Genomic DNA, 15,551 nt, shown 5'->3' with positions numbered 1-15,551 from the left:
AACTCCATCTGTTATTCACACAAATGTGAAACCCTCACTTCACCAAAGAAAAATGTATAAAGATATATAGGTTAAAAGACTCAAAAAAGTAACAAACATCTTACTATTTATAGTATAATTGGAATATTGCATACAAAAAGGAGGATTATGGAATGATGAAAAAAATAGTTTCATTCGTATTTGTAATTACACTTGTATTATCTTTTTCCAACCAAAGCGTGAGTGCGAATAGTTTTCCGGATTTGGATAAAACACCGTGGGCAGAAGAAGAAATCTTATTCTTGAATGAGCAAGGCATCATTAATGGATTACCAGATGGGACATTTGGTCCTAAGGTTAATGTAACTCGGGCTCAAGTAGCCGTTATGCTGGTCAGGGATCTATACCCGAATGAAAGCCCGGAAGCTGAACCGCCTTTTAATGATTTGTCTAAAACCGCTTATTATTATGATGAATTGGTCGTTGCCTATGAAAAAGGCATTATTCAGGGTGATGGTGAAAACATGAGACCCACCGATTATATAAGTCGCGCCGAAGTAGCGGTCATGGTAGATCGCGCATATGAAGTAAAAAGGAACGAAGAGGTCAGTGGCTTTCCTGACGCGAACAATATTTCCTGGGCAACAGAGAGCATTTTAGACCTTAATTCTCTTCATATCATCAATGGTCTTCCGGACGGAACATTCAAGCCGTTTAAGGATATTACCCGGGCAGAATTTGCAAAGGTCTTAGCGGCAACCATTGAGCCTTCTTTCAGGGAAGACAAGACTCCGGAGTTATTAAGCAACAGTCAAATCGCTGATAAAGTAGATCAGTTGCAGGATAAGGTATTCAATACGATGTATGACGATTTAATGGAGCATGCAATTTATCCTTCAAATGATCGTGACTATGATCGAATCGAGGGTGAACTAAACCCTTACATAACCGATGATTTCAATGCTGAGGTTGAAAGTAACTACTATAATGCTTGCGTAGAATGTGATAACTTGTACTACGCGATTAATTTTTCATGGAACGCTCATATGAAAGTACTGGAAAATAATCAGAATAAAATCATTGTGGAAACAGTCCAATTGGAGAACTATATGAGCTACGGATCGTTCGAAACGATAACGTTGGTGAAAGAAGATGGAAACTGGAAGCTCCATAACATGTATTGGAAACTCTTCGATGCCCAACGTCATTTAAATTTGACCGTTGAACAGGCAAAACAGAGGATTGAAGAAAATATGGGGATTACGAATGTCAGCTATTGGTATTCTTATGAACGATATAACCAGGATATGGATGGGGATTACTATTTCACAGAAATCCATGTCTTCATGGACCATAATTCTGGAGGAGAAATAGAAGTGGACGCTTCCACTGGCGGAATCCCGCTTTAATCATCGTAAAAAAATGAAAGGCTCCTGTACCCTACAGGAGCCTTTCATTTTTATTTCGTTGGCGACTTATCTCCCCCATAAGTCTTCCAGATTGTAATAAATATGAATGATATGTAAAAAGTCTGTCAAATTAGAAGAATATGTAGGAATTCTACGAAAATTCTTGTAATATAAAAGGTAGTTACATAGTCTTTGACCTGTATTAGGGGGGATCCATTTACATAGGTTTCCACTGCACATTCGGACTGTATTTTCTAATTTATTCAAGGAGGAATCATCACTAATGAAGAACTTGAACAAACACAAAGGAAAAATTTCAATCACTGCCGCTGGGGCAGCGATGCTTGCAGCTTCACTTACGCCGGCAGCTACCGTTTCTGCTGATCATATTTTCCCGGACGTATCGGAAGACCACTTGTATCATGGCATTATTAACGATCTGCATGAAGCAGGAGTTGTGAATGGTTATGATGATGGTGAATTCCACACAGGCGATCCTGTCACCAGAGCACAAGCCGCTAAAATGATGGCCAAGATGCTTGATTTGGATACGGATAAGCTTGGTTCTCATTTTACGGATGTAGATGAGGATGCGTGGTACGCCGGATCCGTCAATGCACTTCATGAAGCCGGATATATTGATGGTGTTGGAAATGAAAAATTTGCACCAAAGAAAGAAATGTCCCGTGCGGAATTTGCTGAGTTGATTGTCGATGCTTATGGATTGGAAAGAAAAGAAGTCGATCACCCGTTTGAAGATTTGAAAGAAGGGGCCTGGTATGAGTCAGCCGTTGAAACTTTGTATGCCCATGGGTTGGTGTCAGGGCTATCTGAGACGCAGTTCGGTCCAGATTATAAAATCAAACGTGGTGACTTTGCCTGGTTGTTGGCGACTACGGATTACAAGTTCGGAAATAAGCTGCCAAAGCCTGAAAAAGAGAATTTTGAGCTTTCGTTAATGCATACAAACGATACGCACGGTCACTTGGATGATGTCGCTCGCAGAGTAACAGCAGTCGAAGATGTCAGAGAAGAAAAACCTGAAGCTTTACTTCTGGATGCAGGAGATGTATTCTCAGGCACGTTATACTTCAACGAGTTCAAAGGACAGGCAGACTTAGAGTTTATGAACATGATGGAATATGATTTGATGACTTTCGGAAACCATGAATTCGACCTTGGTTCAAGCCCGGAAGGCCACAAAGCATTGGCTGATTTCGTAAAAGGTGCCGATTTTCCGTTTGTCAGTTCTAACGTCGATTTCAGTCAAGACGAAAACCTGTCTCCCCTATACAAAAAATACGTGAGCAAATTACCATCTGACGGAATGGCCTACAATAGCATTATCAAAAAGGTGGATGGTGAAGAAGTCGGTTTCTTCGGCCTTACGACAGAAGAAACAGCTGATATTTCCAGTCCTGGTGAGGTTCAGTTCGATGATTACATTGAATCAGCAGAGGATCGGGTAGAAGCTCTTGAAGAATTAGGAGTAGACAAGATTGTCGCCATTACCCATATCGGCTATGATGATAACCCGGCTTATGATAACGATCAATTACTTGCGGAAGTAGATGGGATTGATGTCATTGTCGGAGGTCACAGTCATACGAAATTAGAGGAGCCTATTGAGGTAACAACCGATGAAAATGGCGAACCTAAAGACCCTACGATTGTAGTACAAGCTGGCCAGTACGGGGGATATCTTGGAACCTTAGACGTAGAGTTTGATGAAAATGGTGTAGTTACAGGCTATGCTGGAGAATTGATTGACGTATCAGAAAAAGAAGAAGACCCCGAGGCAGCGAAAATCCTCGCAGGATACACAGAAAAAATTGAAGAAATTCGAAATGAAGAAAGTGGCGGAGTGGCTGCAGAAGCATTCCCTAATCCACGAGCAACCGATGAGAACCCTGTAAGTGTAAGAAATAGTGAAACAGCACTTGGGAACTTGATTACAGATGGAATGTTAGCAAAAGCGCAGGAATTCAATCCGAACACGGTAGCAGCTTTCCAAAACTCCGGAGGCATTCGGACATCGATTGACAAAGGACCGATTACCATTGGTGAGATCTTAACAGTGATGCCATTTGGTAATACCTTGGCTACCATGGAACTTACAGGTGCTGAAATTAAGACTGCTCTGGAGCACAGTGTAAGCAATGCTCCTAAAGAAAGCGGTGGCTTCCTTCAAGTTTCAGGTTTGAACTACACGTACGATAGCTCAAAGGATGCAGGAGCACGTGTAGAAGAAGTTAAAGTCAATCAAGATGGCGAATGGGTCGCATTGAATGATAGCGAAACCTACGTAATCGCTACAAATGCTTTCACAGCTAAAGGTGGCGACAATTACGATGTATTCGCAAATGCCTACGATGAAGGGCGCGTAACAGATCTCGGTCTCTCCGATTGGGAGGTCTTCCGTGAGTATGTGGCTGAAAAAGGAACAGTCGAACCTGTCATAGAAAACCGTATTGTAGATACGGCAACTGAATAACCGGTGGTATCAAGGGTGAGGAAGTCGAAGGGCTTCCTCACTTTTTTTGTTGTTTTTAAAGAAATTAAGATGTATAGTCTTACATTTTAGGATTATGAAAGTAAAAAAAGACGCAACAGATCTGTTGCGTCTTTAACATATATCAATCCAACCGGTACTCTGGAGCAATCGAACGCGTCATAAACACAGCAAATTGATCACGAGATACGGTTGTCTTCGGTGCAAACGTATCAGGCTCACCATAACCATTCGTTATCCCAGCATGATACAGACGATTGACTTCCTCTGTGTACCAGGATTCAGCTGGTAGATCTTCAAAAGGATTGCCTTGATTCGGTTGTGGGAAATCATATAAGCGTTGCAGCACAACAGCCATTTCAGCACGTGTTAATGTAGCTCGTGGCTTAAACTCTTGATTTCCTGTTCCCTGGAACAGCCCTTCATCGACAGCGGCTGCTATTTCCTCATAATAGGGGTAGTCTTTCGGCACATCTTCAAATCCCGGATCAGGACGATTTCCGATTTCCGTTTGATTCGCTCTAGTAATTAAAAGAACGGCCTGCCAGCGTGTTAAAGGATCTCCGATGCCGAATTTTCCACCTGGAATTCCGTTCACAATATTACGGTCATACAAGTGGTTGATGTGATCACGGGCATAATAATCCTCCGATACGTCGCTGAAGGAGAAAGATAGATACATAGATGTCATAAAACCGGTCTTTCCGCTCTCCGTTCTGACAGGGTACCATACAAAGTGATTCTTTTTGTTTTCCTTGTATTCGTATACGAATGGACCGGTGATTTCTACTTTTTCATTTTTAGAGATTCCCTCTACGATAGGACTGTCGACGGTGGGAAGTTCTCTTAATCTTGTATCGGTAAGAGCTTGCGCTTCATAACCTTTTTTCAATTCATGACGTGTCTTGGTCAAAGGAAGATTGAATTCGTATTTCATCTTGTTGAATGTAATGTTGTCACTGCTTTCGCGGTCGTATTCAAAATCATCTTTCTCAAATGGTATCGTAACGAGGTCGAGACCGCTGTACTGGTTGATCAGGCGAAAGACTTCTTCCTGATAAGCTTCCTCATTATACTCCCCATCGCGATCGATCGGGCTGTTCACGGGTTTGATTCCGTTATAAGCCATGACCGCAAAGTACCAATGTTCGATGACGTTTCTTTCACCGCCGTTGATGGTAGGCAGATCATTTCTTTCGTACATCTCATCAAGGATTTGTACACCTGCTTCAATATTATAAGGCAGGTCATATTTCAGACGCTTTTCATCCAATAATGGCTTGTTCGTCACTTGCATGAGGCCGATGCCGCCGTCGTCGGAAACAATTGGTTCACCGTTCTCATCGAAATGGCTCCAGTTTCCGTTTTCTTTTTCAGCTACCGCTTTCACGATTTCCGGCGGAACATCGTATTTCAATGCGGCTTCTGTCAATAAACAGTTGACGGTTTGCAGGTCAGGATTTTCCTCTGGTAAATCGAGTACATTGCATTTTTCTGAGATGGTGCTTTCAGCGTTGACATGGATATTCGTGAATGTAAGGACACTCATAACCACGACGATGATGGATAGTGCTTTTTTCATATGTAATGGCTCCCCTTCTATTGTTCTATGTACCTTAGAGTACCATAATTTGGAGGGTATATAAATGAAGATAACTAGAATACTAGAAAACAATTGGAAATCTAAGGTATAATAGAGGGTGTGAGAGTCGAGTGCTTTTTTTACATCGTAGATTTAGTAGGAGGTCGTCATTGCAATGAAAAAACAAGTCAGTGTGCGGATCGAAGAGAGTTTGAATGATGAAATTGAGAAGAAAGCGAAAGAGTTAGGAATCAGCAAAAGTGCATTCATGTCTTTCTCCACTCAATTTTTCCTTCGTCAATTGACTCATGCCGAAAGCTCGTCCGCCTCTAAGCAATATAATATGTATGAACTCATTAAAACAAATTTGGAAAATCAATATAAAAGCCATTAGAAAAGGACCGCTCGTAAAGCGGTCCTTTCGTCATTTTTGTATGGGATACGCTCGCCATTTCGTAAGGTCCAGTACATCCGCCTTCAGGGAATCAGCGGGGAAAATGAAGCTCCATGGCTTGCTTGTATTTGCTTTAACGCTGAGGGATTTTAATTTGAATCCACCTTCAGCGACGATATCACCAGAGGCATCTTCAAAACGAAGCGGTAAATAATTCAGGGTTATATCCTTTTCATTTCCGTTTCGAATCAAAAGTGTGACATGGAGATCGCCATTTTCTAAATGCCGGGCATCCAGGCCGAAGAAATTGATTTCTCCCTTTTTAGGTGGGGACATGGAAGTGACAAGTTGAGTAAGTTTTGTAACCTTTTCTTCAGGCAACTTTTCTTTCCATTGGAGATCAAGATCCAGCTTATGGGCAGCGGGTTTTTTATTCAATTCTAAAGCGAGCCGCCAGCCGTGTTCCAGTGTTTTTCCATCTTTTTGAACGATGCTGGAAGGTGGGAACAAGAATGTCCACGGACGGCTGGATTTTCGCGGGATATTCCCAAGGTTTCCTAAATCAAAGGGTTGCCGGGCGATGACCTCTCCTTGTTGGTTCAACACTAGGACCGTCGCTGGCTTTAGCTGGATCGCTTTAGAAAGGGAGTGACGGACAAAACCGTCCACAATGAGTCCACCGTCTTTTTCTTTGAAATCCACCCCGTACACACTAATTTGATTTGGTCGAAGGGGAGGAAGTTCCTGATTTAAAAATCGGTACACATACACTTCCTCTTCCGGTAAGTGCCAGTTTGGATGAAGGGAAAGATCGGTAAAAACTTCACTTTCTCCACTGGATAACTCTTGGCCATCCATCATGTCCCCTGCATCTATGCCATTCTCATCATAAGCTTCAAAGTCTTTCTCTTTCTTTTTCAGGAAATTAAACATCCTTATTCCGCCCCTTTTCTGCACGGTCCGTTAATTTGGCCATAAGGATGACCATTTCTTTCTTGATTTGATAGAAGTTGTGCTTGAAGATATCCAGGCCATCCTCTTGGTAGAGACGGATGGGATCTTCTTGCTGGTACTGACGGATGCCAATCCCCTCTTTCAAGCGGTTCATCATTTCCAGGTGCCGCACCCAAAGCTGATCGATGGCTGCCACAGATCCTTGTTTCCAACGCTCTTGTAGGGTGGAGGAGTCTTGAGATACCTTTAGGCTGGTGAGGTAACGGTCCGCATATGGAGTTAAAAATTCTTTTAAATCTTCAATATGTTCATAGGACCTTTCAGATACTGCTGCATCTTTTACCGTTGGAATACCTCTTTGTAACTCTGCTTCTAAGTGCTCAAGCGGCCAATCCTCGGGCACAATCGTTTCTGGACAATACCTTTCTGTTTCGTGGATAAGAAAATCCATCACCATCGGAGATACGAACTCATGGATTTGATTCTCTTTTAAAACACGATCCCGCAGCTCGTAAATCACTTTACGCTGGTCATTAATGACATCATCCAATTTCAAAGTGAATTCGCGAATATTATAATGGCTTCCCTCACTGATCTTTTGGACCGTATCGATGAACTTATGAATGTCCTTGTTCATGACTTGGTGATTTTCGCCAGTTTTAATGGACTTTAATTTGCGGTCTCGTTCCACTCTGGCGAACCTTTCGATCATGTTGTCTTCTAAAGAAATGATAAATTGGGAAGAGCCAGGGTCTCCTTGACGTCCGGATCTTCCTTTCAGTTGGTTGTCAATTCGACGTGATTCATGACGTTCGGTACCAATGACATGGAGTCCTCCCAGTTCTGCTACTCCTTCACCGAGTTTGATGTCTGTACCTCGACCAGCCATATTAGTGGCGATGGTGATCGTCCCTTTTTCACCAGCAACAGAAATGAGGTGAACCTCTTGTTCAACGCTTTTAGCGTTCAATAGCTCATAAGAAAAACCGGCCTTGTCCAGATATTCCGCAGCTTTGTCGGATTGAACAATGGACGACGTTCCGATCAGGATCGGCTGCCCGGTCGGATGGATCTCTGCGATTTCGCGGACGAGCTCCTCATATTTTTGTTCCTTTGTCATAAATACTCGGTCCGGCCTGTCTTCACGGATTACAGGTCGGTTCGTCGGAATCTGGATCACATCCATCCCATAAACCGTCTGGAATTCCTTCTCTTCAGTTTTAGCTGTACCGGTCATGCCGGATAAAGTGGGATACATCCGGTAATAGTTTTGCACAGTGATGGATGCCTGCGGTTTATTTTCTTCTGTAATGCTGAGGCCTTCTTTTGCTTCCAGAGCCTGATGCAGACCGTCGGACATCGTCCGCCCTTCCATCAAGCGTCCGGTGAACATATCTACAAGTTTTAGTTCCTGCTCTTCAATAATATAATCGACGTCGCGTTCAAACATGACTAGAGCACGTACCGCTTGAATCATATAGTGGTAGAGCGTTTGATGTTCAATATCAAATAAGTTATCAATACCAAAGGCGCGTTCAATTTTAGTGATTCCTTGTTCTGTCAAGCTAACACTCTTTGTTTCCCGATCATATTGATAGTCTTCATCCTGAGTGAAAGAACGGGAAAGCCTGGCTCCTATCTTATGAAGGTTCGCACTTGATTCCATCTTGCCTGCAATGACAAGTGGGGTCTTTGCTTCATCGATCAGGACACTGTCCACTTCATCGACGATTGCAAAATGGTAGGGGCGCTGGACCTTTTGACTGATGTCTTTAACCATATGGTCCCGGAGAAAATCAAAACCGAATTCTGTTCCAAGTCCATAGGTAATGTCTGCTTGGTAAGCCGCTCTTTTCTCCGCTTGTGAACAGCTGGGTACATTCAGACCCACAGAAAGTCCCAGGAATTCATACAAAGGTCCCATCATTTCAAAGTCTCTTCGTGCAAGGTATTCGTTGACTGTAATGACATGGACTCCTTTACCTTCCAGTGCTCTCAAGTAACTAGGGAGAGTAGCTACTAACGTTTTTCCTTCACCGGTAGCCATCTCCGCAATGTCTCCTTCGGTAAGCACGAGGCCCCCGACCAGCTGTACATCGAAATGGCGCATTCCGAGCACACGTTTGGATGCTTCTCTCACTACGGCAAATGCTTCTTCTCTTATATCATAAATACTTGATCCATTATGTAGCGCTTGTTGAAGCTGAACGGTCTTATTCCTCAATTCATCATTGGACAAATGAACCATTTCGTCTTCATAAGCATTGATGGACTGGACAGATGAATCGTATTTTTTCCATTGACGTTCATTCTTGGCAGGTAAAATCTTTTTCATTGATTCTATCATCTATACAGACGCTCCTTGAAAAAATAGTCATTACTTCATATTTTAGCATGTTATCAGACTTTTTTTCTACAAACCTTCCAATTAAACTATTTCCAGTAACGAAGTATTTTGTCGTATTCATTGATTTGTTAGAATAATTTGAATATAATTGAAGTTGTAAAATAATAGAAAGGAGAGGGGTCTAAAGTAAGTACTAAAATAGAAAGAGGAGGAACCTTTTTGAATTTGAAAAAGAGTTTGATTTTGTTCTTTATTTTCCTTCTGGCCTTTTCGAACTCCGCACTCGCAGCTACTGGTCTCCCTAGTCATAAAAGCTTAGGAGAAACAGGTTCTGCAGGAGCAGAAAAAGGAACAGAAAGAGTATTCAAAGCCGAAGAGGCAGAAAAAGATTTTGACCCGAATGAAGAAGTACGCGTGATTGTGGAATTAGAAGATGAACCAACCATTTATTCAGCTCAAAGCTTAGGTAAGACTTATAGTGAACTATCAGATTCGAATAAGCAGAAACTACGAAAAGCTGCTTTGGATGCCCAGGAACAAGTCAAAGCATCCATTCAAAACCAATCGATTCCGATGGACTACAAAGAAAGCTTTACAACTGTAGTCAACGGTTTCAGTGGTACAGTGACATACAAATCTGTCAAAGTGATAGAGAGCTTACCGAATGTCGGCAAAGTACATATCACAAACGAATACGAGCGTCCGACAGAGCAGCCAGAATTGCTTTATAGTAAAGAACTGGTCAAAGCTCAAAAAACTTGGCAGGAGTATGGCTATAAAGGGGAAGGAATGACAGTCGGTGTCATTGACACAGGAATCGATCCTGATCATAAAGACATGGTCCTAAGTGAAGAAACGGACCCCGAAATCAGTCCTTCCGATGTCGATGCATTGACAGCGACAGGGGAGCTTGACGGGAAATATTTCACAGAAAAAGTCCCTTATGGTTACAACTATGCAGATGAAAACAATGAAGTCCTAGACCTTGGCCCTGATGCAAGCATGCACGGGATGCACGTATCCGGTACAGTCGGTGCCAATGGCGATGAAGATAACGGAGGCTTGAAAGGGGTAGCACCAGAAGCTCAGATCCTAGGATTGAAAGTTTTTGGTAATGATCCTGAAATGCCATCTACGTATGGTGATATCTACGTTAAAGCGATTGATGATGCGATTCTACTAGGAGCGGATGTCATCAATATGAGCCTTGGTTCTACAGCGAGCTTCGTAGATGAAGAAGATCCAGAACAGAAAGCGATTGCAAGAGCGGTGGATAATGGCGTGATGATGGCGATTTCTGCCGGGAACTCCGCGAAATTCGGAGAAGGTTTCGACACCCCATTGGCGTCAAATCCTGACATCGGTCTTGTAGGAGCTCCTGGTCTTTCTACAGACTCTCTACAAGTAGCATCATTCGAGAATAAATATTTGATGCTTGATGGATTCAACACAAGAATTAATGGAGAAGAAGGACCTGCTGTTCCTTTCCTATCTGCCAGTGATGTTCACCCTGATTCGCTGGAAGAAGGGTATCATGAATTGGTGTATGCAGGACTAGGAAGAACTCCAGGTGATTCTGATGCATCACCGGAAGCCAACGATTTTGAAGGTGTAGATGTCGAAGGTAAAATCGCGTTGATTCAACGTGGAGAATCCACCTTTGTCAGTAAGACACTGAACGCCCAGGAACGCGGGGCAAAAGGGGTCATCATTTTCAATAACGTTTCTGGTTATATCAGTATGGCTTCGAGTGGGGAAATTAATATTCCTCAATTGTCCATTATGAAAGATTTGGGCGAAAATTTAAGAGATGAATTGCAAGCAGGAAACACAGTAGAAATTTCCTTTGAAGGAGAAGAGGTTCAATCTCTCAACCCTGAATTCGGAAGCTTGTCTTCCTTTACGTCCTGGGGTGTCACACCGAACCTTGATTTCAAACCAGAAATCACAGCTCCAGGTGGAAACATTCTATCCACTCTTCAGGATGATGACTATGGTTTGATGAGTGGTACTTCCATGGCAGCTCCGCACGTTGCTGGGGGCTCCGCGCTAGTGATGCAGCGTATAGAAGATGATTTTGACTTAGCTGGTGAAGACCGCGTCGAAATGGCGAAAAACATTTTGATGAACACTTCTGTTCCGCAAATGGATACAGGTACGTATAATAGTGGACTCAATTTCGGTCTACCTTTCTCCCCTAGAAGACAAGGGGCAGGGTTGATGGATTTACACGCTGCTATGCAGACACCTGTGATTGCAACAGAGAAAGAGACAGGCATTGGTAAAGTCGCTCTTAAAGAAATCAATGATCAAGCTTCCTTTACATTGACAGTAGAAAACTTCAGTGATGAGGGAGCTACGTACAATGTCGAAGGTACTGTCCAGACAGACCTTATTGTAGAGGGCAGAAGCCTTGAAGAAGCACAAGGAATCTACAAAGAAGGAACCATTAGTGAAGGAGCACCATATACAGGTGAATATCCAATTGAGGTTTCTTCAGATAACGGTCGTCAAGTCAATGATGACTATCAGGTATTCATTCCTGCTGGAGAATCTATTGAAATTGATGTAAGCCTAGACCTTGAAGATGGAGTCGATTGGGCTTACAACGTGCCATTAGATGAAATTTTTGAAAATGGATACTTTGTAGAAGGGTTCATTACATTGGTGGATCCAGCGGATGTTAATCCAGCACTGAATGTTCCTTACGTTGGATTTAATGGCGATTGGGACGAAGCGCCAATTGTGGATGACACCATTTACGAAACAGATGGAGAAACTTTCTATGGGCAAACAGGTCTATTAACACCATACGGAGCAGAACTCTATTATCTAGGGGTCGACCCACTCCTTGGTGAAGAAGAAGCACTGACTGGTTCTGAGCTTCATATCGGTTTCTCTCCAAATGGAGACGGTATGGCTGATACCGTAATGCCGATTCTATCATTCTTAAGAAATGCGAAAGAAGTAGAATTCAATATTCTCGATGAGGATATGAATGAACTTCGTACGCTTCGTACAGAGGATGAAGTGAGAAAGAATTACTTCGATGGAGGCGCTGGTCCTTCCTACAACATTTATGATCAGGCCGCATGGGACGGAAAAGTAGATGGCGAAGTCGTAGAAGATGGTATGTATTACTATGAAATCAAGTCTGTGGTCGACTATCCGGATGCTGACTGGCAGTCCAAAGTGATCCCCGTACGCGTGGATACCCAAACTCCAGAATTGAACGTGGATTATGATAGTGAATCAAATGAAGTGACATGGGAAGCTACCGATCAAGGGGCGGGCATTTCCCACTTTGAAGTTCTAGTAAATGGAAACAGTGTCACAGAAGATCCGTTGTCTTCGAATACGGATTCTTATGAGCTAGGAACAGAAGAAGTGGAAAAAGTCAGAGTTGTCGCTTATGACTATGCAGGAAATAGCACGACAGATAGTGCGCTGGAAGTTGAAGACGAAACGATTCCTTACGTTACAGCTCTTACTCCCCTTGCACTGGAATTCGAAACAGACAGAGAAGTTCAAGTCATTGGATACGTTACAGATGATTCAGAAGTTGAGAGTCTTACTGTCAATGGACAAGAGGTCAAATTGACATGGAACTCTACCGAAGAGCGTTATGACTTCAATACAACGGTAGAATTCAAGACGGATGGTCTGAAAGAACTTGAGTTCATCGCTGTTGATGATAGCGGAAATGATATCTCGTTCACTCGTCGTTTCATGCTTGATTCAACAAGCCCTGAACTAAATGTCGAAGGTCCGCACGTAACGAGTGAAACTGAAGTTGATCTTTCTATGAACATGAAAGATAACGACGATGCTCTGCGCCTTTATGTCAATGGAAACGAAGTGTATGCACAAGAAAACGACACTCCTTATGATATGAATGACACAGAGCAGGATTACACGCATACGGTCGGTTTGAAAGACGGCAAGAACATGTTCCAGATTGAAGTGGAAGATGCTGCTGGAAACATGACCGAAAAAACGGTTACGGTTTACCACAGTGATGAAGAACCAAAAGCATTCAACGATATTAGTGAAAATTACTTTGCTAAGGAAGCAATTGAGAAATTGAATGTGGCTGGTGTCATCAATGGGTACCCAGGTGGCGATTTCGGAATCAATGATCCGATTACTCGTCGTCAAGCTGCTCAAATGATCGTCCGTGCTTTCGATCTTGAAACTTCTAATGTGGAAGATCCAGGGTTTAGCGACGTAGACACAGAAGATCGGGCTTATGGCGAAATTGCAGCCATCGCGAAAGCGGGCATTATGGTAGGTTCCCCTCAAGGTGAATTCATGCCAGACAAGACCCTTACTCGTGCCGAAATGGCAAAAATCGTTGTCGAAGCTTACGACCTCGAAGGTTCTACTTCGAAACGATTCGAGGATGTCTCCCCAACAAGCTGGGCAGCTCCTTACATCAATACGCTATCAGCGAATGAAATTACCACTGGTTATCCAGATGGAACATTCAAGCCTGGTAACGAAACAAGACGTTCTGAGTTTGCTATGTTCATAGCAAGAGCAGAAGACGATCGTTTCAAAGAATAAGGCTGTAAAATTACGAAAATAAGGACCGCTCTTTAGAGCGGTCCTTATTTTTATCTCAAGAAATAATGATAAAAGTGTAAAAAATCGAAATGAGTCGATTTATCCTCTTTTTTAGCACATAAAAGATAGTATAATAGAAATGGATAGATTTAGTTGAAAAATAAAAAAGGAGGATCCTTGTCCAAAATGTTGAAAAATTGGTTATATGTAGGTTTTGGTTTATTGCTTTTTGGTTTAGTTGTTTTCCTTCCCCAAGGAAAAGTGTTGGCGTTCCATGACGTTCCGGAAAAATATGAAACAGAGATTCACTATTTGATTGATCGTGGAATCATTCAAGGTTACCCTAACGGCAATTTTGCACCAACGGATGTGGTGACACGGGAACAGGCCGCCACAATGGTAGGAAGAGCATTGGGGTTAGATGGACGTCAAAGAAATACAGTATTTCCAGGGGTGGACGCCGATTCGTTTGCATCAGGATACATACAGTCTGCTTATGAGGAAGGAATCATCACGGGGTATACAGATGGTACATACAAACCTAAGGAGACAATGACTCGCGGGGAAATGGCTTATTTGATTTCAAAAGCCTTCTCATTACATGAAATAAGTGCCGTGACGTATGAAGATGTGCAAAGTTCAGGCTCACAATATGAAGCCATCAATAAAGTGTCGACAGCAGGCATCGCTAATGGGTATGATGACGGTACATATAGGCCGGATGCATCCATTACAAGAACAGAATACTCCCTCTTGGTCGCACGCGGGCTGAATGATTCATTCAAAGTGTCACAAGAAGAGGATGTATTAGAAACAAGAGTGGTAACCACTGATGTGTTAAACGTCCGTTCAGGTCCGAGTACCTCTTATTCAAGAGTCGGGCAGTTTGTAAGGGGAACAGTCATCGAGGTTCATCAACAACAAGGAGACTGGTTGAAAGTATCAACAGGAAGTCTCAAAGGATACGTACATAAAGATTACACCGCTCGTACAGCTTCTGGAAGCCGTGTCATTGCAATTGACGCTGGTCATGGAGGAAAAGATGGTGGAGCAGAATTCAATGGTCTAGTAGAAAAGGAAATCAATTTGAATGTCGCTAAACGTGTGCGTAATTACTTAGAAAACAGTGGCGTCAAGGTCATCATGACGAGATCAGATGACACATTTATTCCACTGGATGATCGTAACAGCTATGCTGTAAATAATGGCGCCGATACATTCGTAAGCATCCATTCCAATGCTTTCAGTGACCCGAGTGCCAATGGGACAGAAACTTTCTATTCTTCACAGAGTCAACGAGTGACTGACAGCAAACAGTTGGCCTTATTCATCCAGGATAGTCTCGTAGAAGCACTAGGAACGAAAGATCGTGGAGTAAAAGATGTACCTTACCGAGTCATCAGGAGTACATCGATTCCGTCTACGTTAGTAGAATTAGGGTTTACCACCAACGACTCTGATGCTGAGAAATTAGGTTCCAGCTATTGGAGAGACCGTGCAGCAAAAGGTATATCTGATGGTATCATTGATTACTATGAATGGAAAGGAAAATAAACGAAAGGGAAAGCACGCCATATGCGGAGCTTTCCCTTTTTGTTTATTTTTAAAACGTGTGAAACGAAAGAATTAATAAGGAAAGACGGTTAGGCTTATTACCAAGCCAGCCTGTTCTCCCATGGATACTATAAAGGAGACCAAATGGCTATAGGTGTAACCACGGGGCTCACTTAAATCCTAGGTGCCAACTTTTCGCACTCAGCAGATCTTAGTTATAGGTAATTTTCAATGGAATTAATAGAGGCAAGGAA

Annotated in this window: 8 protein-coding genes; 5 read left to right on the top strand and 3 right to left on the bottom strand. The window is 42.7% G+C overall.

Going from position 1 to position 15,551, the window contains the following annotated elements:
* Positions 1-152 precede the first annotated feature (152 nt).
* Complete coding sequence (locus ACJA3J_RS18655) at positions 153-1,388, top strand: S-layer homology domain-containing protein (protein ID WP_406944954.1); 1,236 nt, start codon at positions 153-155, stop codon at positions 1,386-1,388.
* Positions 1,389-1,671: 283 nt separating this feature from the next.
* On the top strand, positions 1,672-3,882 hold the full coding sequence (locus tag ACJA3J_RS18650; protein ID WP_406944953.1) for a 5'-nucleotidase C-terminal domain-containing protein: 2,211 nt from the start codon (positions 1,672-1,674) through the stop codon (positions 3,880-3,882).
* Between the two features lie 142 nt (positions 3,883-4,024).
* Here ACJA3J_RS18650 and ACJA3J_RS18645 read toward each other — a convergent pair whose 3' ends face one another.
* Positions 4,025-5,482 (bottom strand): S-layer homology domain-containing protein, encoded by a 1,458-nt coding sequence (locus tag ACJA3J_RS18645; RefSeq protein WP_406944952.1) that lies wholly within the window; start codon positions 5,480-5,482, stop codon positions 4,025-4,027.
* 175 nt (positions 5,483-5,657) lie between these two features.
* Between ACJA3J_RS18645 and ACJA3J_RS18640 the strand changes: the two genes are divergently transcribed.
* On the top strand, positions 5,658-5,876 hold the full coding sequence (locus tag ACJA3J_RS18640; RefSeq protein WP_406944951.1) for a ribbon-helix-helix protein, CopG family: 219 nt from the start codon (positions 5,658-5,660) through the stop codon (positions 5,874-5,876).
* A gap of 30 nt (positions 5,877-5,906) precedes the next feature.
* Here ACJA3J_RS18640 and ACJA3J_RS18635 read toward each other — a convergent pair whose 3' ends face one another.
* Together ACJA3J_RS18635 and secA2 are read right to left on the bottom strand one after the other, a co-directional pair.
* Complete coding sequence (locus ACJA3J_RS18635; RefSeq protein WP_406944950.1) at positions 5,907-6,809, bottom strand: accessory Sec system S-layer assembly protein; 903 nt, start codon at positions 6,807-6,809, stop codon at positions 5,907-5,909.
* On the bottom strand, positions 6,802-9,177 hold the full coding sequence (gene secA2, locus ACJA3J_RS18630; RefSeq protein ID WP_406944949.1) for an accessory Sec system translocase SecA2: 2,376 nt from the start codon (positions 9,175-9,177) through the stop codon (positions 6,802-6,804). Before secA2 ends, ACJA3J_RS18635 begins: the two co-directional genes overlap by 8 nt.
* Positions 9,178-9,396: 219 nt before the next feature.
* On the opposite strand from secA2, the gene ACJA3J_RS18625 reads away from it, so the two are divergent.
* Positions 9,397-13,743: a S8 family serine peptidase gene (locus ACJA3J_RS18625; protein WP_406944948.1), complete on the top strand. Its 4,347-nt coding sequence runs from the start codon at positions 9,397-9,399 to the stop codon at positions 13,741-13,743.
* Positions 13,744-13,929: 186 nt separating this feature from the next.
* Complete coding sequence (locus ACJA3J_RS18620) at positions 13,930-15,297, top strand: N-acetylmuramoyl-L-alanine amidase (protein WP_406944947.1); 1,368 nt, start codon at positions 13,930-13,932, stop codon at positions 15,295-15,297.
* The last annotated feature ends 254 nt before the right edge of the window (positions 15,298-15,551 follow it).

The organism is Halobacillus sp. SY10 (genome assembly GCF_045401165.1).
Classification (GTDB): domain Bacteria; phylum Bacillota; class Bacilli; order Bacillales; family Halobacillaceae; genus Halobacillus; species Halobacillus aidingensis.
The sequence above is the reverse complement of the archived record's forward strand: the minus strand, read 5'-3'. Positions and strand labels throughout refer to the sequence as shown.

Bases quoted from the DNA above. Each gene is read 5' to 3' on its own strand.
- ACJA3J_RS18655 (WP_406944954.1), top strand. From the start codon at position 153: ATGATGAAAAAAATAGTTTCATTCGTATTTGTAATTACACTTGTATTA.
- ACJA3J_RS18650 (WP_406944953.1), top strand. From the start codon at position 1,672: ATGAAGAACTTGAACAAACACAAAGGAAAAATTTCAATCACTGCCGCT.
- ACJA3J_RS18645 (WP_406944952.1), bottom strand. From the start codon at position 5,482: ATGAAAAAAGCACTATCCATCATCGTCGTGGTTATGAGTGTCCTTACA.
- ACJA3J_RS18640 (WP_406944951.1), top strand. From the start codon at position 5,658: ATGAAAAAACAAGTCAGTGTGCGGATCGAAGAGAGTTTGAATGATGAA.
- ACJA3J_RS18635 (WP_406944950.1), bottom strand. From the start codon at position 6,809: ATGTTTAATTTCCTGAAAAAGAAAGAGAAAGACTTTGAAGCTTATGAT.
- secA2 (WP_406944949.1), bottom strand. From the start codon at position 9,177: ATGATAGAATCAATGAAAAAGATTTTACCTGCCAAGAATGAACGTCAA.
- ACJA3J_RS18620 (WP_406944947.1), top strand. From the start codon at position 13,930: ATGTTGAAAAATTGGTTATATGTAGGTTTTGGTTTATTGCTTTTTGGT.